19 protein-coding genes are annotated in these 21,617 nt (G+C 33.0%); all 19 read left to right on the plus strand.

Translation table 11 applies throughout. The features are described 5' to 3' along the window. Positions 1–10 precede the first annotated feature (10 nt). Complete coding sequence (locus H8S01_RS05625; RefSeq protein WP_021867208.1) at positions 11–1,423, plus strand: DUF342 domain-containing protein; 1,413 nt, start codon at positions 11–13, stop codon at positions 1,421–1,423. A gap of 40 nt (positions 1,424–1,463) precedes the next feature. After that, positions 1,464–2,405 carry a M14 family metallopeptidase gene (locus H8S01_RS05630; RefSeq protein ID WP_021867209.1) on the plus strand — a complete coding sequence of 314 codons (942 nt, stop codon included), beginning with the start codon at positions 1,464–1,466 and terminating at the stop codon, positions 2,403–2,405. A 3-nt stretch (positions 2,406–2,408) separates the two neighbouring features. Next, entirely contained in the window at positions 2,409–3,344 is a 936-nt protein-coding gene (locus tag H8S01_RS05635) for a M14 family metallopeptidase (protein WP_021867210.1), read from the plus strand. A gap of 128 nt (positions 3,345–3,472) precedes the next feature. Further along, positions 3,473–7,225 (plus strand): phosphoribosylformylglycinamidine synthase, encoded by a 3,753-nt coding sequence (locus H8S01_RS05640; protein WP_186836482.1) that lies wholly within the window; start codon positions 3,473–3,475, stop codon positions 7,223–7,225. Positions 7,226–7,348: 123 nt separating this feature from the next. Beyond that, positions 7,349–8,200 carry a hypothetical protein gene (locus H8S01_RS05645; protein WP_186836483.1) on the plus strand — a complete coding sequence of 284 codons (852 nt, stop codon included), beginning with the start codon at positions 7,349–7,351 and terminating at the stop codon, positions 8,198–8,200. Between the two features lie 26 nt (positions 8,201–8,226). Further along, positions 8,227–9,252, plus strand: coding sequence for an aldo/keto reductase (locus H8S01_RS05650; RefSeq protein WP_186836484.1), 1,026 nt, complete (start codon positions 8,227–8,229; stop codon positions 9,250–9,252). Between the two features lie 293 nt (positions 9,253–9,545). After that, the gene (locus tag H8S01_RS05655) at positions 9,546–10,241 is read left to right on the plus strand and encodes a LytR/AlgR family response regulator transcription factor (RefSeq protein WP_186836485.1); all 696 of its coding nucleotides are present in this window, start codon (positions 9,546–9,548) and stop codon (positions 10,239–10,241) included. Between the two features lie 183 nt (positions 10,242–10,424). Further along, positions 10,425–11,432 (plus strand): hypothetical protein, encoded by a 1,008-nt coding sequence (locus H8S01_RS05660; protein ID WP_186836486.1) that lies wholly within the window; start codon positions 10,425–10,427, stop codon positions 11,430–11,432. Positions 11,433–11,483: 51 nt separating this feature from the next. Further along, positions 11,484–11,936: a hypothetical protein gene (locus H8S01_RS05665; RefSeq protein ID WP_186836487.1), complete on the plus strand. Its 453-nt coding sequence runs from the start codon at positions 11,484–11,486 to the stop codon at positions 11,934–11,936. 90 nt (positions 11,937–12,026) lie between these two features. Continuing rightward, a complete protein-coding gene (locus tag H8S01_RS05670) occupies positions 12,027–13,199 on the plus strand; it encodes a hypothetical protein (RefSeq protein WP_186836488.1) in 1,173 nt (390 codons plus the stop codon). A 14-nt stretch (positions 13,200–13,213) separates the two neighbouring features. Further along, positions 13,214–14,086, plus strand: a complete 873-nt coding sequence (locus H8S01_RS05675; protein ID WP_186836489.1) for an ABC transporter ATP-binding protein — start codon at positions 13,214–13,216, stop codon at positions 14,084–14,086. A gap of 5 nt (positions 14,087–14,091) precedes the next feature. Beyond that, positions 14,092–15,255: an ABC transporter permease subunit gene (locus tag H8S01_RS05680; RefSeq protein WP_186836490.1), complete on the plus strand. Its 1,164-nt coding sequence runs from the start codon at positions 14,092–14,094 to the stop codon at positions 15,253–15,255. Further along, entirely contained in the window at positions 15,252–16,313 is a 1,062-nt protein-coding gene (locus H8S01_RS05685; protein ID WP_186836491.1) for a hypothetical protein, read from the plus strand. Before H8S01_RS05680 ends, H8S01_RS05685 begins: the two co-directional genes overlap by 4 nt. Beyond that, entirely contained in the window at positions 16,306–17,064 is a 759-nt protein-coding gene (locus tag H8S01_RS05690) for a hypothetical protein (protein WP_186836492.1), read from the plus strand. The genes H8S01_RS05685 and H8S01_RS05690 overlap by 8 nt, the downstream gene beginning before the upstream one ends. Before the next feature lie 71 nt (positions 17,065–17,135). Beyond that, entirely contained in the window at positions 17,136–17,855 is a 720-nt protein-coding gene (locus tag H8S01_RS05695; protein WP_186836493.1) for a LytR/AlgR family response regulator transcription factor, read from the plus strand. A 132-nt stretch (positions 17,856–17,987) separates the two neighbouring features. Next, positions 17,988–18,524 carry a hypothetical protein gene (locus tag H8S01_RS05700; RefSeq protein ID WP_186836494.1) on the plus strand — a complete coding sequence of 179 codons (537 nt, stop codon included), beginning with the start codon at positions 17,988–17,990 and terminating at the stop codon, positions 18,522–18,524. An 83-nt stretch (positions 18,525–18,607) separates the two neighbouring features. Next, the gene (locus tag H8S01_RS05705) at positions 18,608–19,852 is read left to right on the plus strand and encodes a hypothetical protein (protein WP_186836495.1); all 1,245 of its coding nucleotides are present in this window, start codon (positions 18,608–18,610) and stop codon (positions 19,850–19,852) included. A gap of 40 nt (positions 19,853–19,892) precedes the next feature. After that, complete coding sequence (locus H8S01_RS05710) at positions 19,893–21,137, plus strand: hypothetical protein (protein WP_186836496.1); 1,245 nt, start codon at positions 19,893–19,895, stop codon at positions 21,135–21,137. A gap of 18 nt (positions 21,138–21,155) precedes the next feature. Further along, positions 21,156–21,614: a hypothetical protein gene (locus H8S01_RS05715; RefSeq protein ID WP_186836497.1), complete on the plus strand. Its 459-nt coding sequence runs from the start codon at positions 21,156–21,158 to the stop codon at positions 21,612–21,614. Positions 21,615–21,617 lie beyond the last annotated feature (3 nt).

Below are 21,617 nucleotides of genomic sequence, written 5' to 3' on the forward strand. Positions count from 1 at the left end.
GGTGGCAGGTATGGATAATACAAGTAAAGATTCACTTGAACAATTAAATAAAGACATCCTGGTATCTATTGCTGATGACTGTATGACTGCATATATCTGCCTTAAAAATCCGGGAACGGAAATCTGTTATGGTTATGAAGATGTTAAAAAAGCACTGGCAGATGCCGGTGTAAAAATGGGAATCAATGATGAACTTATCCACAGAATTTTATCGGAAAAAAGATATAACAGTATGGAAACAGTGGCAGAAGGAAAACATGTTGAAGACGGTGAAGATGCAAGATATCAATTATTTTTTAATACAGATGTCAGTAACAAGCCGGTAATACGTGAAGATGGTTCGGTCGATTATTATAATCTGAGACTTTATGAACTTGTGAGCGAAGGAGACAAGCTTGCAGAATATATACCTCCTACAAAAGGTGTGTTTGGATATGACGTAAGGGGTAAGCTTCTTGTGCCAAAACCGGGCAAACCTAAGACAAAGTTAAGAGGAAAAGGATTTACCGTATCGGAGGATGGCAATACATATTATTCAGCTATTGACGGAAAAGTTGAATACAGGAATACGGACCTTAATGTTATTGGGGTTTTGCAGATAGAAGGTGATGTTGATCTTAATATAGGTAATGTTGATTTTAACGGTGATGTTGAAATAAGCGGCAATGTTATAAGTGGGGTTTCTGTTACTGCAAAAGGAAATGTTACGGTTGGCGGCTTTGTTGAAGGTGCTGTCATAAAAGCGGATAAAGATATTATTTTAAAGAAAGGCTCTAACGGAAAAGGCGTTGCCAAGATAGAGGCAAAAGGCAATGTCACAGCGAGCTTTCTTGAAAATCTGCGTGTTTACTGTGATGGCAATGTATATTCTAATTCGATTCTTAACTGTGAAATATCAGCAAAAGGAAAGGTTATTGTTTCGGGGAGCAAAGGCGTCATATATGGTGGTGATGTAACAGGAATGCTTGGTGTTGAGTCAGCATCAATCGGTAACTCGTCAAATGTTTCTACGATTGTAAGAATAGGTGCAGCAAAGCAGGTACATAAAGATTATCAGGATACGCTTGTGAAGTTAAAAGAAATTACAGCTGAGATAGATACGCTTGAAATTGTTACACATAAGTATGAAAGGCTGCGTGAAGCCGCACCGGAAAGATTTGACAGGGAAAATTATAATAAAATTATACAGTCAAAGATAATAAAAAATTCGCAGAAAGCCAAACTTCAGGAAGAAAATAAGCAGCTTTTTGACCTCATAAAAGAAGCGACAGTTTCGGGAGTAAAAGTTTATAAGACATTATATCCGGGCGTGAGGATTTATGCGGAAAATGTTATATATGATGCCCAGACGGAAAGGAACCATATCCTTCTAAGAAGAGGCGGGGATGCAATGAGAATTATTGAACTGGGCGATGATGAGTAAAGATTAACGGCCGCTTTGCGGCAGCAGAATTGGAGTTTATATGATACAGGAAGTAGTTTCGGTAGATTTGCCGGTACATGAAAGGCTTGTTATAAAAAAGAACCGTCTTGAGCCTGAAAATATGACAGGAAAAGAAAAGAGGATTTCTATAGTTACAGGCACTCATGGTGATGAACTTGACGGGCAGTATATCTGCTATGAGATAATAAAAAAGATACAGATGTATCCGGAAAAACTAAAAGGAATAGTTGATATATATCCGGATGTTAATCCGTTGGGAATTGATATGGGTTCAAGAGGAATTCCGATGTTTGACCTTGATATGAATAGAGTCTTTCCGGGAGATAATAATGGTGCAGTAGCTGAATATACTGCTGCCGGTCTGATTGATGATATTATAGGCAGTGATTTCTGCCTTGATATTCATTCAAGCAATATATTCTTAAAAGAAATGCCACAGCTTAGAATGACAGAGGAAAATAAAGATAAGCTTCTGCCATATGCAAAAAAGCTGAATGCTGATTTTATATGGATATATTCTTCTAAGACAGTTCTTGATGCAACACTTGCATACAGCCTTAATAATATGGGAGTTCCGACACTTGTTGCTGAGATGGGAGTTGGACACAGAATTAATAATGAATACTGTCAGCAGCTTATTGAAGGTATATTTAATCTAATGACAGAGCTTGAAGTATGGGATGATGCACCTGTAAATGTCAGGAATTCTATAGTTTCAACGGAAGGACAGGTGAGTTTCATATCTGCTGCGGGAAGCGGAATATTTGTTTCATCCATTAATTCTATGGGAACGATAGGAATGGGGACACATATAGGAGATATTATAGAACCTATAACTGGAAAAGTAATCCAGCGAATAGAGTCGCCTACTGATGGCATAATATTTTCGTTAAGGGAACACCCGGTTGTTTACAAGGGAGCATTAATTGCCCGTGTATATGGTGGAAGAAAGCAGGAGTAAGATTTGAGAAAAGAAGTTTTATATACATTAAAAGGATTATACAGGGAAGATTTTGAGATAGAAGGATACAGATTCGGAGGCGGAGAGAAATCAGCATGTATAGTGGGTGCAATGCGTGGCAATGAGATGCAGCAGCTCTATATCTGTTCTCTTCTTATTAATGCATTAAAAGAACTTGAGGCACATGGTTCGATTACACATAATCATGAGATTCTTGTGATTCCGTCGGTAAATAAATATTCGATGAATGTAGGAAAAAGATTCTGGGCTATTGACAATATTGATATTAACAGAACATTTCCGGGAGATGCACAGGGCGATACGACAAAACAGATTGCTGCAGCACTGTTTGAGAATGTTAAAGGATACAATTACGGTATTCAGTTTGCAAGTTTTTATATGCCGGGTGATTTTATTCCGCATGTAAGGATGATGGAGACGGGGTATCAGAGTGCAAGTCTTGCAAATCTTTTCGGCTTGCAATATGTTGTTATCAGAAAGCCTAAGCCAATGGATACGGCTACGCTTAATTACAGCTGGCAGATGAACGGAACTAATGCCTTTTCGATATATACCAATGCGACGGACACGATTGATGATAAATCGGCAAGACAGGCAGTATCGTCTGTTCTTAGATTCCTTACAAGAATGGGAATTTTAAAATATAATAATCACAGCGGCTATATAGCAAGCGTGATTAACGAGCATGAGCTTCTTGCTGTAAAGACTTATGACGGTGGTTTTTACAGGAGACTGAAATCACCGGGGGATCCGGTATTTCACGGAGATATAATAGGTGAAGTAATAGATCCGTTTGAGGGTTTTGTGAAGTCGCAGATTGTATCACAGACAGACGGAATTGTATTTTTTGCACATACAGCACCTACAGTTATGGGAAATCAGGTAGTATACAAAATTATACGAAGAATGCATGAATAAAATCTGATATTTCTAACTAATGGTGGGATTGTTAAATACAAATAAATGTGTTAATATAAATTTTATTATTGTATCGGTTATCCGGCAATAAATATTCTAATCATACAAAGGTTAGCAGGAGGATTATGATGAGCGGCGTTAAGAGAGTTTTTGTTGAAAAGAAGAAACCGTATGCTGTTAAAGCAAAGGAACTTTATGATGAGATAACAGATTATCTCGGTATTAAGACTGTTACCGGTGTAAGAGTTCTTATAAGATATGACATTGAAAATCTGTCAGATGACACTTATAAGAAAGCACTTACAACTGTATTTTCAGAACCACCGGTAGATGATGTGTATGAGATGCAGTTTGAATCAGGCAGTGATGATTATGTATTCTCGGTTGAGTACCTTCCGGGACAGTTTGACCAGAGAGCGGATTCAGCAGAACAGTGTGTAAAGTTTTTTAATGAAAATGAAATACCGGTCATTAAGACAGCTACAACTTATGTAATCAGTGGAACATTGACAGATGAGCAGAAAGAAAAGATTAAAGAACTCTGCATTAACCCTGTTGATTCAAGAGAAGCTGACAGCAAGATACCTGATACACTTGTTACAGAGTTCAAGGTTCCTGCTGATGTAATTATTTTTGACGGATTTAAAGATATGGCAGAGGCAGATTTGAAGGAGTTATATGATTCACTTGGACTTGCCATGACATTTAAAGATTTCATCTTTATACAGGAATATTTTAAAAACGAAGAAAAAAGAGACCCTTCTATGACGGAGATAAGAGTGCTTGATACATATTGGTCAGACCACTGCCGTCATACAACATTTGCGACAGAACTTAAAGATGTTAAGTTCAAAGATGGTTTTTACAGAAAACCTATGGAAGATACATATAAGAAGTATCTTTCTGACAGAGCAGAGATTTATAAGGGGAGAAAAGATAAATTTGTATGCCTTATGGATCTTGCCCTTATGGCAATGAAGAAGTTAAAGGCAGAAGGCAAGCTTAACGACCAGGAAGAATCAGATGAAATTAATGCATGCAGTATAGTAGTTCCTGTAACTATAGACGGCAAGGAAGAAGAGTGGCTTGTTAATTTCAAGAATGAAACACATAATCATCCTACAGAAATTGAACCATTTGGTGGTGCTGCAACATGTCTTGGCGGTGCTATAAGAGATCCATTGTCAGGACGTACATATGTATATCAGGCAATGCGTGTAACAGGTGCAGCAGATCCCACAAAGCCTATGTCAGAGACACTTCACGGCAAGCTTCCTCAGAAAAAGCTTGTAACAGGTGCAGCACATGGTTACAGTTCATATGGTAACCAGATTGGTCTTGCAACAGGTTATGTAAAAGAGATTTATCATCCTGACTATGTAGCTAAGAGAATGGAAATCGGTGCAGTTATTGCGGCAGCTCCAAGAAGTGCCGTAAAGAGAGAAAATTCAGATCCGGGTGATATTATAATTCTTCTCGGTGGACGTACAGGACGTGACGGCTGTGGCGGTGCTACAGGTTCATCTAAAGTTCATACAGAAAAGTCTATCGAAACATGTGGAGCAGAGGTACAGAAAGGTAATGCACCTACAGAGCGTAAGATGCAGAGACTTTTCAGAAGACCTGAAGTTACAAAGCTTATTAAGAAATGTAACGATTTTGGTGCAGGCGGCGTTTCGGTTGCAATCGGAGAGCTTGCTGCCGGACTCAGAGTTTCACTTGATAAGGTTCCTAAAAAGTATGAAGGTCTTGATGGAACAGAGCTTGCCATTTCTGAATCACAGGAAAGAATGGCTGTTGTAATTGACCCTAAGGATGTTAGAGCATTTCTTAATTATGCGGCAGAAGAAAACCTTGAGGCAGTTGAAGTTGCAACTGTAACAGAAGAACCAAGACTTGTACTTGAGTGGAGAGGCAAAGAGATAGTTAATATTTCAAGAGCTTTCCTTGATACAAACGGTGCTCATCAGGAGACATCTGTTCTTGTTGATATTCCTTCAAAAGAAGATTCATATCTTAAGTCTTCAAAGATAGAAGATGTAAGAGGCAAGTGGTTAAAAGTTCTTTCTGACCTTAACGAGTGTTCACAGAAAGGTCTTGTTGAAAGATTTGATGGTTCAATCGGAGCCGGTTCTGTATACATGCCATTTGGCGGCAAGTATCAGCTTACAGAGACACAGGCAATGGTAGCAAAGCTTCCTGTACTTAAAGGAAAGTGCGATACAGTTACAATGATGTCTTATGGATTTGACCCTTATCTTTCTAAGTGGAGTCCATATCACGGTGCTATATATGCTGTTACAGATTCAGTTGCAAAGATTGTTGCGGCAGGCGGTGATTTTAACAAGATAAGATTTACTTTCCAGGAATATTTCAGAAGAATGACAGAAGACCCATCACGTTGGAGCCAGCCATTTGCAGCACTTCTCGGTGCTTATGAGGCACAGCTTGGATTTGGACTTCCATCAATCGGCGGTAAAGATAGTATGTCAGGTACATTTGAAGAGATAGATGTTCCGCCAACACTTTGTTCATTTGCTATAGATGTGGCAAAAGAAGGCGACATTATCACACCTGAATTAAAGACTCCGGGAAATGTTCTTGTTAAGTTTGATATAGAACATGATGAATATGATATTCCTGTATTTGAACAGGTTAAGGCACTCTACAACAGTATCCATGAACTTACTGAAAATGGTACAATCGTATCTGCTTATGTATGTGATGCAAATGGTTTTGTTCCTGCACTCTGCAAGATGGCATTCGGTAATAAGCTTGGATTTGCATTAAACAGTGATTTGAAAGAAGAATCATTATTTGCACCTGCATATGGATGTATAGTTGCCGAGGTTGCAAAGGATAAGCTTGATAATATTAAGACAGCTTATACAAAGCTTGGTGAAGTTAAAGAAAAAGCTGCATTTACATATAAGGAAGTTTCAATCAATGTAGAAGAGGCATTAAGTGTATGGGAAGACAAGCTTGAAAAGGTATTCCCTACAAAGGTTTCAAAGGAGACAACTTCTATTGAGACAAAGCTTTTTAATGCTGAAAATGTACATGTATGCAAGAATAAGGTTGCAAAGCCTACAGTATTTATTCCGGTATTCCCAGGTACAAACTGTGAGTATGACAGCACAAAGGCATTTGAAAGAGCTGGAGCAGATGTTATTGTAAAGGTATTTAAAAACCTTGATGCGGCAGGTATCAGAGAGTCTGTTGATGAGTTTGAGAAAGCAATCGCACAGTCACAGATTATTATGTTCCCTGGTGGATTCTCAGCAGGTGATGAGCCTGATGGTTCAGCTAAGTTCTTTGCCACTGCATTCAGAAATGCAAAGATGAAAGAAGCAGTTGAGAAACTTCTCAATGAGCGTGACGGTCTTGCACTTGGTATCTGTAACGGTTTCCAGGCACTTATCAAGCTTGGACTTGTTCCAAACGGAGCAATTACAGGTCAGAATGAGCAGTCACCTACACTTACATTTAATACAATCAACCGTCATATATCTAAGATGGTATATACAAAGGTTGTAAGTAATTTAAGCCCATGGCTTGCAGGTGCTGAGCTTGGCGGTGTTTATTGCAATCCTGCTTCACACGGTGAAGGAAGATTTGTTGCACCTAAGGAATGGCTTGACAAATTATTTGCAAACGGACAGGTTGCAACACAGTATTGTGACATCAACGGCAATATTTCAATGGATGAGGAGTGGAATGTCAATGGTTCATATATGGCTATTGAAGGTATCACAAGTCCTGACGGAAGATGCTTAGGTAAGATGGCACATTCAGAAAGACGCGGCGATGGCGTTGCAATTAACATTTATGGCGAGCAGGATTTAAGAATATTTGAATCAGGCGTAGCATATTTTAAGTAAGATTATTATCCCTGAAAATCTGGTATAATATGCCTGGTTTTCAGGGATTTTGCTTCGCAAAACAAGGATATAGTGCATCAAAGATGCATATTGGGATTTTGCTTTGCAAAGGAAGGAAGATTTATGAAGGTTTTAAGAGGATTTGTTCTGTGCTTATATTGTCTGATGCTTGCAATTACAGGTGTGTCGTTTCTTATGGGGAGTACATGTAAGACAGCAATATCGGATATAGTTGTATACAAAAGTGAGGATAAGATAACAGATGCGATTGCGTCAGTAGATCCTAATCTCAAAGGCGATGAGCTTGATAAAGTGTTTGATTATCTTGAAAATGACAAAGATTTAAGAAAAATAGCTGATATGTATGTTGATGCTGCAATAAAGGTTGCATCATCCAATAAAAATAAGGATAAGACTCTTGAGGAAATGCTTAGTGAAACGCAGACATCAGAGATGAATAATGCAGTCTCTTCATTTACGGATAATCTTGTAAGTAAGGTTTTTGGAGATGAAGCAAATAATATAAGCGGCATTGCAGCCACATTATATAACGCTGTAAAACAGTCTGTTTCATTGAAAGTTACAGAAGCAGTGTCGTATTATACGGCTGGAGTTGTGGATGGAATGAGCACAAAGCAGCGTATGATTATTAAAATATATGCAATGTTTACATCTGTTGCAGCTCATGTGATATGTATAATCCTTACAGTTATTAACGCACTTTTGATATTTGCGGCATACAAAGAAAAAGCAGGAGTTATAAGAGGTCTGGGACTTGGAACGACAGCAGGAGGCCTTGTATTATTTATTCTGTCTAAAATGTTTGTAAATGTCGGAATGAGGCTCAGTAACAGGATAGTGGGAAGAACAGTTGATTTTTCAATGAATGGCTGGTATCTGTTCAGTGGCATCTGTGTGGCAGCCGGTGTGGTTATGATTGTTGTGGCACAGGTTATAAAGAAAAATAATAATTAAAAAATTACAGGCAGGAGGAAATTAATATGACAGAAGTTGTATTGGGAAGCACAGAAATTAAGGTTAATAAAAACGGTTTCGGGGCATTGCCGATTCAGAGAATAAGCCATGAAGATGCCGGAGAACTTCTTAAAATGGCATATAATGCGGGAATTAATTTTTTTGATACGGCAAGATTTTATACTGACAGTGAAACCAAAATCGGAGAAGCACTTGGAGATGTGCGTGAAAATATTTATATTGCAACAAAGACAGCAGCACAGAATTCTGATGATTTCTGGAAAGATTTAAATACAAGTCTTAATAATTTAAAAACGGATTATATTGATATTTATCAGTTCCACAATCCGTCATTTTGTCCTAAGCCGGGAGACGGAACAGGACTTTATGAGGCTATGCTTGAAGCAAAGGCACAGGGGAAAATCCGACATATAGGAATTACAAACCACAGGCTTAATGTTGCAAATGAAGCTATAGAATCAGGCTTATATGAGACATTGCAATTTCCGTTTAATTATCTTGCAACAGAAAAAGAACATGAGCTGGTAGAAGTCTGTCGCAGTAAAAATATGGGATTTATTGCTATGAAAGCACTTTCGGGAGGGCTTATAACCAATTCAAAAGCGGCATACGCATATCAGGCAGAATATGATAATGTTCTTCCTATATGGGGTGTACAGAGAAAGTCAGAACTTGAGGAATTTATAAGTTATATAGATAATCCGCCTGTTATGGACGATGAGATTCGTGCGGTTATAGAAAAAGATAAGAAAGAGCTTGCCGGTAATTTCTGCCGGGGCTGCGGATACTGTGTTCCGACATGTCCGGCTCACATTGAAATTAACAACTGTGCAAGAATGTCACTTCTTCTTCGCCGTTCACCATCAGAGCTTCAGCTTACAGAAGCGGTTCAGGCAAAGATGAAAAAAATAGAAGACTGTATACATTGTGGACAATGTTCGGCACACTGTCCTTACGGTCTTGATACACCAACACTTCTTGCAGAAAATTACAAGGATTATAAAGAGGTTCTTGCCGGAAAGAAGATTTGAATGTAGCATAAATATAGAAAATATGAGTATTCATGACGCGGAAATTTCCGCGTCTTTTTTTGTATTGCAGTGATGAGAAAAAGCAGAAACATTATGATGCTGTTATACGATTCAAAATATCCATAATATATAATAAATAGCACAAAAAGTTTATAAATGTAAAATTACATACCTTTGGTTGCAAATACAGTACCGTTCGTTACAAGGCTATTGCACATAAAAATTATATGTGATATGGTACAAATATGAAGGGGGATTTTAAAATATATTTTATGAAATATAAGGGGGTACATATGAATATAGCGATATGCGATATTGATAAAGAATTTGCGTCAATTATTAAATTAAAGATAGAGGAGAAACTTGGTAGTGTTGATGTGGATATTTATACAGACAGTAAATTACTTATGCAATCAGACAAAGTATATGATTGCGTGTTTCTGTACATGGATATGCCGGATATAAATGGTATTGATATGGCAAGATGCATAAGAGAAAAATATACATTTACAAAGATGATATTTATATTATCAAAACTGGATGCAGTAGTTGAAGTTATGAAATATAATCCGTATCGATTCATAAGAAAAGAACACTTGGAGGAAGATATTAAAGAGGTAATTGCAGTTTTAAAAGAAAAAAGTGAAGAGGAACTGCAATATATTAATTTTAAGATTCCGGGAGAGAGAAAACCGCTAAGATTTAATATAAAAGATATAGTGATGTTTGAAGTATTTCGTCACGAATTGAAAATAAAACTGGAAGATAAAGAGGTTCGTATAAAAGCTACATTAGAAATTCTTGAAAAAACTTTGGAAGCGAAAGGTTTTATCAGGGTACATAAAAGTTACATTGCAAATTATCTTTGGATAGAAGATATAATCAGAAATGAGGTTATATTAAATAACGGGCAAAGAGTTCCTTTAAGCAGGCAGAAAAAACAAACGGTTATTCAGAGATTAAACAGTTTACGGTCAAACAAAAATTAATGTTTGCATTTGGGGCAAAAAAAGTGCATTTGGGGCAAGTTGTATTGACATAAATACAATGGCATATATAATGAAATTATAAGTAATGTTTGAGTGTGGAATATATACACAAGATTAAAAGATGCTTTTGATATTAAAACGTTTAATATATAAGTATCAGAATATAAAAAAGGGGAGTTGGAAGTGAGATATAAAATTGAAGGTGTATTTTTGGTTTTGATTGTTTGTTTAATTTCAGGCTGTGGTCCGAAAGTTGGAAATGAAAACGGAAAAGGCGAATCTGATAATAATTCGAAAATTGAAATGTCGGATAATACAAAGAGTACAGATTTTAATATTAGTTATGGGATTGAAGAGGTTAAGCAAAATGATTTTAGATTGGAATATAACGGTGAACCTGTAAGTTTACATAGTTTTGTGAATTGCAGTACGGATATTAAAATTGGAATATATTTGTTTGCAGACGGAAGAATACAAAGCTATGAGGATTGTTCAACAAAAGAAGAAGGAATTAATCATATATATGATGTAAAAGCCGGCGAAAAAAAAATAAACGAGATAAAATTTGTTCCGGATATAGGTAATGAAGGGGATGATTTGTCATTAAGATTTTTATTTGTGATAAATCCTGATACAGTTCCTGATAAAGAAAGCTTTGTATATGCTCATGATACAAATATGAATCAGGTATATCCGATTAATATACATATGAATGTAGAGAGTAAAAATAAAGGTGGTACAGAAAAAAATATTGTATTATGTAAAGAAATGACACAAGAAGAGTATGATTCTAAAGTTTATGATAAATACGGAAAATACAGGAATACGTTGGATACAGCAGATTTTGTAATGAAAAATAATAACGATGAGGAAATACAAAATTACATAAAAACAGATAATGGAGTGTTGAATTTTGTAATTGAAGGTTGTGGAGGTAATAACGACTATTATAATATAACAGCATATGTAAACGGAGTAGTATTGGAAAAAGATATATTTAATGCTATTTTTCAGATTCAGGGAGGAAGATACATAACAAAAAAAGAATTTGATGTTGACTTGACTAAATTAGATAAGAATAAATATAAATTAGATGAATATAACAGTTTGTTTTTTGTGGCAGTTCCTGAATCTGGAAATAAAAAGAATTTAAGTCAGAGAATAAGGGTGTGTACATTTGGATATAAGTAAGCTTCTAAATAGTAGGACTATTTTATATAACAACAATGAGGAGGTAATAACATGTTAAAGAAAGTAACTAAAAAATGTGTGTTAAGTGTATTAGTGGTCGTAATGACATTAATGTCATTTACAATTGCTTTTGCGTCAAACCGTGTTGAAGAATGTAAGGATGTGGATTATTTTGGGACTTTAACAGGAACGCTTGAGAAAGCATATGATGATGACAGATACCAAATGGAATTTACTGTACAGGTGGATAATCCAATGGAAGAAGGTTTAATAAGAGCTAATATAGAAGTGTATGATTATTATAATGGTGATTACGTTGGAAAAGAAAGAACAAACACAGTATATGGACAGAGTATGACATATTGGTTTTATGAATTTTTCGATTTGAATGATTATGATTCATACGGTAATAAATATACAGTTTATGGAAATCATGAATCTATATACGAAGTTGGAGAAGCTGTTTATACATCTAATGTATATTGTCATGAAGAAGAAGAATAACAATAAGTGAATTTAAAACTATTTAGAAGGTGGTTTCAGTAGGCGTTAATCGTCTACTGATTGCTGCATTCTAATGACGTGGGGGTATTTATGAAAAAAGTAATTGCAGGTATATGTTTATTTATGATTTTACTAGTGGGATGTGGGGAAAAAAATAATAATCAGGTGTCAAATGAGGAAAGAAATGCAAATATTCCAGAGGTTATAAAAAATAGTTATACACAAATTGATAATAATATATATGATATATCAAAACTATTTGCTGTAGAAAACAATAATATAATAAGATATAAGGTCTTTTTTGACGCAGGAATGATTGTAATAGAGAAGAAAGACAGTGGTTATGAGATATATCCGATTAATTTTGAAGAGGCTGAATTTAGTCAGGAAAATGTGTGTAAAATTGGAAGAGTAAACAGCATATGGCAGTGTGATAAGGGTATTGCAACGGATGTCCTTATTGAATCAAGAGATTATTATGACAATACATATGAGAGAAGTGTTTACGAGTTGCAGGAAGACGGCAGTATTAAAAAAAGTGTACTTGGAACATATGATGTAAATGAAAAAAAGAATATATCAAATACCAATAATTATGAAAGCAAATATTTGTATTATTATTTATGCGATGATGAAAAACAAATAAGAAAATATAATATAGAAACAGGTCAAGATGAAATTGTTGCGGAAATGAATACGTTAAATATAAGAGTTATAAATAATATTGTACACGGTGAAGAGGGTTATTCATTTAATGGGAACGGTTTAGCTGAAAATACAGGGAAAGGACAACAGACTCATGGATTGTATGGACAGGTTGACAATCAAGGTAATGTAAAAGAAATAATATTTGATTATAATTCAAGTGAGGTATTTACATATAATGGTGGATTAATTATAAAAAATGTGATAAATCCGTTAGAAAATCCTATAACGATAAATGAAGTCAGAAGTTTATGTTCGGTTAATTTGGAAAATGAAGTCTTGAATATGGAAGATAATAAATGGATTATGAAATATACGTCTGTTGTTTCTGAAAATGGTAAATATATTCTGTTTAGTGATTTGAATAATATTAAAGACAAAGATACAACAACATTTATTATTTATGATATAAAGGAAAATAAGTGTATATACAAAAAAGATATACAAAAACATAAAAATGCTGTAATGCAGAATATAAATATATCAGAAAAATATAATGGCTTTATATATTCATATTTTGAAGAAGGAATCAGAAAAGCATATTTTTATAAATTTTAAAAGAGGGAATGGGATTGGCAGAATTAATTTTAAAAAATGTGGATTTTTCATATGGAAAAAATAAGGTTTTACAGGATATAAATATCGTACTTGAGAAAGGTGTGACCGCTTTATTAGGTCCCAACGGAGCAGGAAAAACAACACTTATTAATATAATAATGGCATTATATAAACCTGATAGAGGAGAGGTTATATATGATAATCATAATGTTAGAAAATTAAAAGAATCATATTATGACTATATAGGTTATTTACCGCAGATGCCACAATTTTATAAAAATTTTACTGCGGCTCAGTTTCTTGAATATATGGGAACTTTAAAAGGAATTGAAAAAAAAGAACTGAAAAATAAAATCAATGAGTTGCTTATACTTGTAAATCTTAGAGATGAAAGAAATAAAAAGATTGGGGCATTTTCAGGAGGCATGAGGCAGAGACTTGGTATAGCACAGGCATTGCTTAATGACCCACATATTCTTATATTGGATGAGCCGACCGCAGGACTTGACCCTAATGAAAGAATAAGATTCAGAAATATAATATCACAGATTGGTAGTTCCAAAATAGTTATATTAGCGACACACATAGTTTCAGATGTGGAATGTATTGCTTCAAAGGCAATATTTATAAAAGACAAGCATGCTGTATTAATAAATAATCTTTCTGATTTACCGGGAAAAATGCAGACAAATGTCTGGATTACACAGGTTGAAGATGAAAGTAAAATAGAAGAGTATATAGTAAGATATATGGTGTCAAACATACGAATGGTCGAAGATAATAAAAAATATGAACTGAAAATTATATCAGATGAAAAACCTGACGACAATGCAGTTATGTCGTTGCCGGGACTTGAAGATGCTTTTTTATACTATTATGGAGAGTAGCTTAAATGAAATTTGAAGTTAAAAAACTTGTATGCAAAAGAATAGTATATGTAATTGTAGTATTGTCAATGCTTATAAACGGAATATATTGTTTTAATAGTGCTGACAGAATAAACAGTAAAAAGTATAAAAATGCGTCGGAATGTCAAAAAAATATATATAAAAAAATAGAAGGAAAGATAACACAGGATAAAGCTGATTTTATAAGTACAGAATATGAAAGATTAAAAAAAACAATAGAAAGCGGTGATTATTCAAAAGAATATGATGAGACTACATATTCGGGATATATATTTCTTGATTATAATATATTTAAAGAGATATATGATGAATTTAAATACAATGTAGAATATAAAACAGAGGCAGAAAATATATGTAAAAAAGCGAATGAATGTGAAAAAATATATGAAATAAAAGATAATAAATATTTTGTTGAGTATTATAAAAATTATTCTGTCATATTTTCAAACAGGTATATAGATGAATTTTATGATACAAGAGGTTGGGATATATATTTTAAATACAGCTTTTCAAATTTAATAATAATTATGCTGATTATATTTATCAATTGTGGAATATTTTGTAATGAACGAGAAGAAAAAATGGCAGTTCTTATTATAAGTACATCAAGTGGTAAAACACATCTTATAAGGGATAAAATTATTGCCGGTGTAATAGTTTCATTAATAATTGCGTGTGTTTTTTATATTGAAGATTTTATTATTTTTATGACCGTGACAAATTTACATGGTTTTGATAATTTAATATATTCTGTAAGAACTTTTAAAATGTGTCCTTTAAATGTAAGTATGTTACAGTTTTGTATTTATATATTTATATGTAAAATTACAGGAATTATTGTGATTTCATCATTAGTTGCTCTTGCATCTTCAATGTCAGATACAAACTTTGTTTCAAGTGTATTGGCGGTTATATTTATTATTGTATTAGTGATTTTCAATAATATTAAAATCAAAACGGATATATTGTGTCTGATAACACCGCAGCTATATCTTAAAGAATATGATATTGTGAGAATTTTTAATAAGCCAATGTTGAAAACAAATTATAATATGATATTTGCATTATTGATTGTTATAGCTGTATATACAGCAGTGTGGTGGCTGGAGGCTGAATCGGGAAAAGTCATGAAGAAGGAACGTATATGATTAGATGTATTGGTTATGAGTTATATAAGTTTATGGTACAGAAAAAAGGCATATTGATTTTTGTAGTTTATTTTATTTTTAAAATAATAAGCGTTGTAACAAGTCCCGGAGTTCAGCACAATAAAGAAAATATCAGACAAAAAATGTATATGGATATATATTACAGCAGGTGGGGAGGAGAATTAGACAGTCAAAAAAACAGTGAAATAGAAAATATGCTGGTTCAAATACAGAATGCACAGAATAAATATGATGATATGATGTCAAAGAAAGTGAATGGAGAACTATTAACGGAAGAATATATGGAAGTTACAAATGAAACATTTCCGTTAATTCAACAAAGCACAATATTTGAACAGTTTTATAAAAGTTATAGTTATTGTAAAAATGAGTCAAATGGAGGCTGGCTTATAAAAGCTAATGCCTGGCAGATATTATTTGGGTTGCAAAAAATAGATTATGTATTGACGATAATAGCAATATTGGCGGGAACAATGATTTTTTCATCGGAATTCGGTTATCGCGGACTTGAAGAAATTATAAAAACTACACATTATGGAAAAAATTATATTTTGTTATCTAAAATTGTATGTCTGATAATAGTATCGTTTTTAGTTGAAATGATTTCAGTAGTTGCTGAGTTTACCGGAGTGGCGGTGTTTTTTGATTTTACATTTGCAAATGCTCCTATAAGGAGTGTTCCTTCTATGAAAAATTTTAAATATGATTTAACGATAGTGGGAGCATTTGTGATTTTATTTTTGGTTCGGTTATTTGCTTTGTTTTATCTGGAAATAATAGCAGCTTTTTTAACAGAACTTACAAAAAAATCATATCTTGGATTTGTATTGACATTTTTTAGTATATTGTTATTGGATTTTATATTTGGAAAATCCAATGATGTATATAAAATGCCGTATCCTGTATCTATGATGCAGACAAAAGGGTTTATGTTGACATCAGAACATATTTATATATTGATGACAGCTTTTTTAATATGTATATGTCTTATTGTAATTATGGTTATTCATTATATGAGGGAAATAAATTATGAATAAATCAAAGAAAATAAAAATATCTATAATGGCGGTTTTATTGATTGTTACTTTTTTTACAGGTACATTTATTAGAATCAAATCCTGTGAATTGCATATAAGACAGGTATATTGGAGTACGTCGGATATTAGTGAAGCGGTAGAGACAAAGGATTATATTATTACTAAAAACAAAAATTATTATGTTAATCAAAAAGAAAATGATTTGAAATATAAACTAATACCGGAAATAGATGAAGGTAATAAGTCAGTTACTAATCTTGTTGGAAGTAGTGAATCAAATATTGTTTATTTTTTGGAAAGCAAAGATAATGTCAATTATATAGTAGAGAAATCACTTGATACATATGAGGAAAAAATTATATATAAATCTAAAAATTATGATGAATCAGTCAAATTATTCGGAATAGATATAATTCATAATTATGATAATGTAATAACAAAAACAGATAATTATATTATGGGTTTTCTGATAATGAATAATAAAATAGTAATAAGAAAACAGGGGTTAGTAACCATATATGATGGTATAACAGAAAAAACCATAATTTCCGAGAAAGTAAATGCTATTTCCAATTTTGATGATTGCATATTTTATACAAATGGAATAGGTGAATTGTATTATATGAATGTCAATGATTATAAACCACACAAAGCTGATGATATATATGCAAAAAAGATAAGGGGAATAGAAGGGGGAGTAATGTATGAGGATATATTTATAAATAAATGGAAAATATATAAAATATATTAATAAGAATTATAAATATAAAAAGTATTTTTGTGAACGGCAACAAGAGATAAATACATAGGAGGGCTTCAGATATGAAATACCACATAGGTATTTTTGGAACACAAATGAATGTTTGTACATTAATAGAGAAAAATATAATTGATTTTTTTAGCTGTAAAAAAATCAAGCCGGATATTGATATTTGGAATTTATTTGAGGTGGCAAAGAATAACTTAATATTAAATAATAAATATAATATTATATTTATTGAAATGAAAGATGATGGTAAAGTTACATCAGAATTAGGAAAGTATATTAGAAATGTTCTTAATGATAAATGTATAAGTATTATATATTTTACTTATGCTGATAAATTTGATTTGAAAATATTTGAAACACATCCGTATTATATTTTAAATGTAAAAAAAGGATATGAACAAGTGACTAGAATATTAGAAGAATTGATTTTGTATGATAAAGTTAGTGTGCAGAATTATAAATATGTGAGCAATAGTTGTATAAATAAAATTTTATATGATGACATTTTATATTTTGAGAGTGATAAAAAGTATATAAATATATATGTGAAAAATGAGGATACTCATAGATTTATAGGCTCTTTAAAAGCTGAAAAAAGTAGACTTCCGGATAACTTTATATTTGTGAGTCAGTCTTATATTGTTAATATTTATTATATAAAAAGGATGACGCTAGAGAATGTTATTATGACAAATGGCAAAGAGATACAAGTTGGAAGAAGTTTTAAAGATGAAATTCGCAAAATTATAAAATATGAGAAGGAAAATATGTAAGTTATTCCTTTAAAACTGTAAGTTATTCCTTTTAGTAAAATTTGGAAGATTTTTATGATAATATATATACATCAAAATTAACGTTAATTTAAGAGAAAACAAATAATTACTACAATAAGGAGAAAGATGCCTATGAAGAAAAATTATCTACTAAAAGTAATGGCACTGTTAATGACTTTATTATTGATGTGTATGCCAATGAAGACATTTGCGGCTGAGGAAGAAGAAAAAAGTGAGACAGAGTACAGTCAGACCAGAAGTAATCCTGATTTTGAAAATTTTGGAGATTTTGATTATATTTTGCCTCAAACGGAAAATAACTTTCATAAGTACATTTTAGAAATTGAAACTCCTACAGGATATGGAAGTGGAAGTTATAGACTTCAGGAGCATTACTATGATGTTGAGGCATCATATGGTTATTGTCCAAGTCTTACGGTTGCTTTGGATACAAGTGTACGATGCGATTTCTTAGTCGATGTTTATGGCATTGACCAGTGGGATAAGCAATATGATTTACATGTCCAAAGAGACCAGGCATACGATTTATATGGACAGAGAATATTCAGAGCACCAAATACTGTATGGACAGTAGCTGGAGGAACATTTTATGTTGCTGATGATGAAGGTGAGGGATATTTTAAATTGGTTGACCAGGATCATAATTAAATAATTGAATTATAACTCAGCATATGATATATTTAATATATCATATGCTGGCGTTTGTATATAAAGTATAAAGGAGGGGTTCTATGAAAAAATTAGTATCATTTGTTATTGTTACAGGTATTCTGATGAGTCTTACAGGCTGTGGAAAAGGCAAGGCTGATGCTGTATCGGCACAGAGCGTGAGAGTAGAAGATATAAAAAATAATGTTTCCGGTATAGAAGATATTGAATTTGCAGGCAATATTGAGGATAGCCAGCCTTATTGGAATTCATCAGCAGTGCATTCTGTAGCAAGAGGCGAGTATGGATATTATTATGTTACATTTGGCAGTGGTGGGCGTAAAATACTCTCTTATATGGATGATGAAACCTGCGAGTTAATCCCACTGTGCAATAATGCACAGTGTGACCATGTAAATCCAGACTGTACTGCTGTGTTTTCTGATTATTCAGAGGTAGTATGGTATTATAAAAATCATATATATATGATTAAATTCAGTTCAGAGGGACGGGCTGTACTTGTGCAGATTAATCCTGATGGAACAGACAGAAAAGAATTGTTTGATATAGGAAGTGTTCCTATAGACAGTGCGGACGATTATGATCTTGTATTTAACAATGACTGTGTATATGTATACAACAATACGGGAAATTGCAGACTACCTGAGACAGTACAGATAAGCATAAAAAGATTTTCACTTGATAATAAAATAAATGAAGATATTATAACAAGTGATGAGCAAAGTGTTTTATTTAATTCTGTAAGGGCATATGGTGATAAAGTTTTCTTTACATATTCAACAACAGAATTTAAAAAAGAGACAAAACAGAATGTTATGACGGGTGATGGCTTATACTGTTACAATGAATCGACAGGAAAAACAACAAAATTAATAGATAAAAACATAAGCGATTATATAATTGATACCTCTGATAATATAATTTATTATTATGTAATCAACGAAGGGTTATATAAATATAAAATCAAAGATAAAGAAGAAAATCTTATATATAAAGCAGAAAGAAATTCGACATTATGTTATATATCTTTTGACGAAGATTATATATATCTTGATAATACAAGATGGTGTCTGTTTACAAGGACTGCAGATTTAACGAGAACATTATATGTTCTTGATAAGGACGGAAACGTAATAAATACAATAGAAACAAGGGGAAGAGTACTTTTTGGTGATGACAGATATAAGCTTTTTGAAGTAGGAAAGAAAAAAGAAGTAAAGTATGCAAGCCTGTACAAACTCACATATATAAAGAAATCAGAAATTAATACTGCCGACACGTGGAGTGAATCTGAATGGCAGAAGTAATATGCTGGTGCTTGTATATAAAGTGTAGTGGAGGGGTTCTATGAAAAAATTAGCATCATTTATTATTGTTACAGGTATTCTGATGAGTCTTACAGGCTGTGGAAAAGGTAAGGCTGACGCTGTATCGGCACAGAGCGTGAGAGTAGAAGATATAAAAAATAATGTTTCCGGTATAGAAGATATTGAATTTACAGGCAATATTGAGGATAGCCAGCCTTATTGGAATTCATCAGCAGTGCATTCTGTAGCAAGAGGCGAGTATGGATATTATTATGTTACATTTGGCAGTGGTGGGCGTAAAATACTCTCTTATATGGATGATGAAACATGCGAGTTAATCCCTCTGTGCAATAATGCACAGTGTGATCACGTAAATTCGGATTGTCCTGCTGTGTTTTCTGATTATTCAGAGGTAGTATGGTATTATAAAAATCATATATATATGATTAAATTCAGTTCAGAGGGACGAGCTGTACTTGTGCAGATTAATTCCGATGGAACAGACAGAAAAGAATTGTTTGATATAGGAAGTGTTCCTATAGACAGTGCGGACGATTATAGTCTTGTATTTAACAATGACTGTGTATATGTATATAACCGTACGGGAAATTGCAGACTGCCTGAGACAGTACAGATAAGCATAAAAAGATTTTCACTTGATAATAAAATAAATGAAGATATTATAACGAGTGATGAGCAAAGTGTTTTATTTAATTCTGTAAGGGCATATGGTGATAAAGTTTTCTTTACATATTCAACAACAGAATTTAAAAAAGAGACAAAACAGAATGTTATGACGGGTGATGGCTTATACTGTTACAATGAATCAACAGGAAAAACAACAAAATTAATAGATAAAAACATAAGCGATTATATAATTGATACCTCTGATAATATAATTTATTATTATGTAATCAACGAAGGGTTATATAAATATAAAATCAAAGATAAAGAAGAAAATCTTATATATAAAGCAGAAAGAAATTCGACATTATGTTATATATCTTTTGACGAAGATTATATATATCTTGATAATACAAGATGGTGCCTGTTTACAAGAACCGCAGATTTAACGATAACATTATATGTTCTTGATAAGGACGGAAATGTAATAAATACAATGGAAACAAGGGGAAGCGTATTTTTTGGTGATGACAGATATAAGCTTTTTGAAGTAGGAAAGAAAACAGAAGTAAAGTATGCAAGTATGCATAAACTCGCATATATAAAGAAATCAGAAATTAATACTGCCGACACATGGAGTGAATCTGAATGGCAGAAGTAATATAAAAGGGGTGGTTTTATGAAAAAAAGATTAATGATAGTGACATTTATGGTATTGGCTCTAATTTTCACAGCGGGATGTGGCAGTGAAAAAAACGAAGAAGCAGAGCTGGAAACAAAATCAGCAGGATATCACATAATGAACAGAAGAAGCAGTAATATGACGCGTGAAGATGGTTTTTGTGAGACATTTACAAGTTATATTAACGGAAAAACTTTTGAAAAAGGTGACAGATTATCATTAAAAGAGGCTTTTGGTGAATATCAGAATGATACGGTAACGCTTAATGATTTCAGAGAAAGCTTATATGCCTGGTTTACAGGTAAAAAAATTCATACAAGTTCCGACCAGGATTACTATGATTATGTAATGGAATTTCCAAAAAGAATGTATATAGAAGCAAGTTACGATGAGAATAAGATATACATTAATGCTTATGTAGATAAGGTGGATGAGCCTGTTATTAATGTCAAGTAATAT

Source organism: Lachnospira hominis (ex Liu et al. 2021) (assembly GCF_014287955.1).
GTDB classification, from domain to species: Bacteria; Bacillota; Clostridia; order Lachnospirales; family Lachnospiraceae; genus Lachnospira; species Lachnospira hominis.

Excerpts from the sequence above, each read along its gene's own strand:
- H8S01_RS05650 (WP_186836484.1), top strand. The coding sequence starts at position 8,227 with ATGACAGAAGTTGTATTGGGAAGCACAGAAATTAAGGTTAATAAAAAC.
- H8S01_RS05665 (WP_186836487.1), top strand. The coding sequence starts at position 11,484 with ATGTTAAAGAAAGTAACTAAAAAATGTGTGTTAAGTGTATTAGTGGTC.
- H8S01_RS05690 (WP_186836492.1), top strand. The coding sequence starts at position 16,306 with ATGAATAAATCAAAGAAAATAAAAATATCTATAATGGCGGTTTTATTG.
- H8S01_RS05705 (WP_186836495.1), top strand. The coding sequence starts at position 18,608 with ATGAAAAAATTAGTATCATTTGTTATTGTTACAGGTATTCTGATGAGT.
- H8S01_RS05685 (WP_186836491.1), top strand. The coding sequence starts at position 15,252 with ATGATTAGATGTATTGGTTATGAGTTATATAAGTTTATGGTACAGAAA.
- H8S01_RS05710 (WP_186836496.1), top strand. The coding sequence starts at position 19,893 with ATGAAAAAATTAGCATCATTTATTATTGTTACAGGTATTCTGATGAGT.
- H8S01_RS05695 (WP_186836493.1), top strand. The coding sequence starts at position 17,136 with ATGAAATACCACATAGGTATTTTTGGAACACAAATGAATGTTTGTACA.
- H8S01_RS05625 (WP_021867208.1), top strand. The coding sequence starts at position 11 with ATGGATAATACAAGTAAAGATTCACTTGAACAATTAAATAAAGACATC.
- H8S01_RS05715 (WP_186836497.1), top strand. The coding sequence starts at position 21,156 with ATGAAAAAAAGATTAATGATAGTGACATTTATGGTATTGGCTCTAATT.
- H8S01_RS05645 (WP_186836483.1), top strand. The coding sequence starts at position 7,349 with ATGAAGGTTTTAAGAGGATTTGTTCTGTGCTTATATTGTCTGATGCTT.
- H8S01_RS05700 (WP_186836494.1), top strand. The coding sequence starts at position 17,988 with ATGAAGAAAAATTATCTACTAAAAGTAATGGCACTGTTAATGACTTTA.
- H8S01_RS05640 (WP_186836482.1), top strand. The coding sequence starts at position 3,473 with ATGAGCGGCGTTAAGAGAGTTTTTGTTGAAAAGAAGAAACCGTATGCT.
- H8S01_RS05655 (WP_186836485.1), top strand. The coding sequence starts at position 9,546 with ATGAATATAGCGATATGCGATATTGATAAAGAATTTGCGTCAATTATT.
- H8S01_RS05630 (WP_021867209.1), top strand. The coding sequence starts at position 1,464 with ATGATACAGGAAGTAGTTTCGGTAGATTTGCCGGTACATGAAAGGCTT.
- H8S01_RS05680 (WP_186836490.1), top strand. The coding sequence starts at position 14,092 with ATGAAATTTGAAGTTAAAAAACTTGTATGCAAAAGAATAGTATATGTA.
- H8S01_RS05670 (WP_186836488.1), top strand. The coding sequence starts at position 12,027 with ATGAAAAAAGTAATTGCAGGTATATGTTTATTTATGATTTTACTAGTG.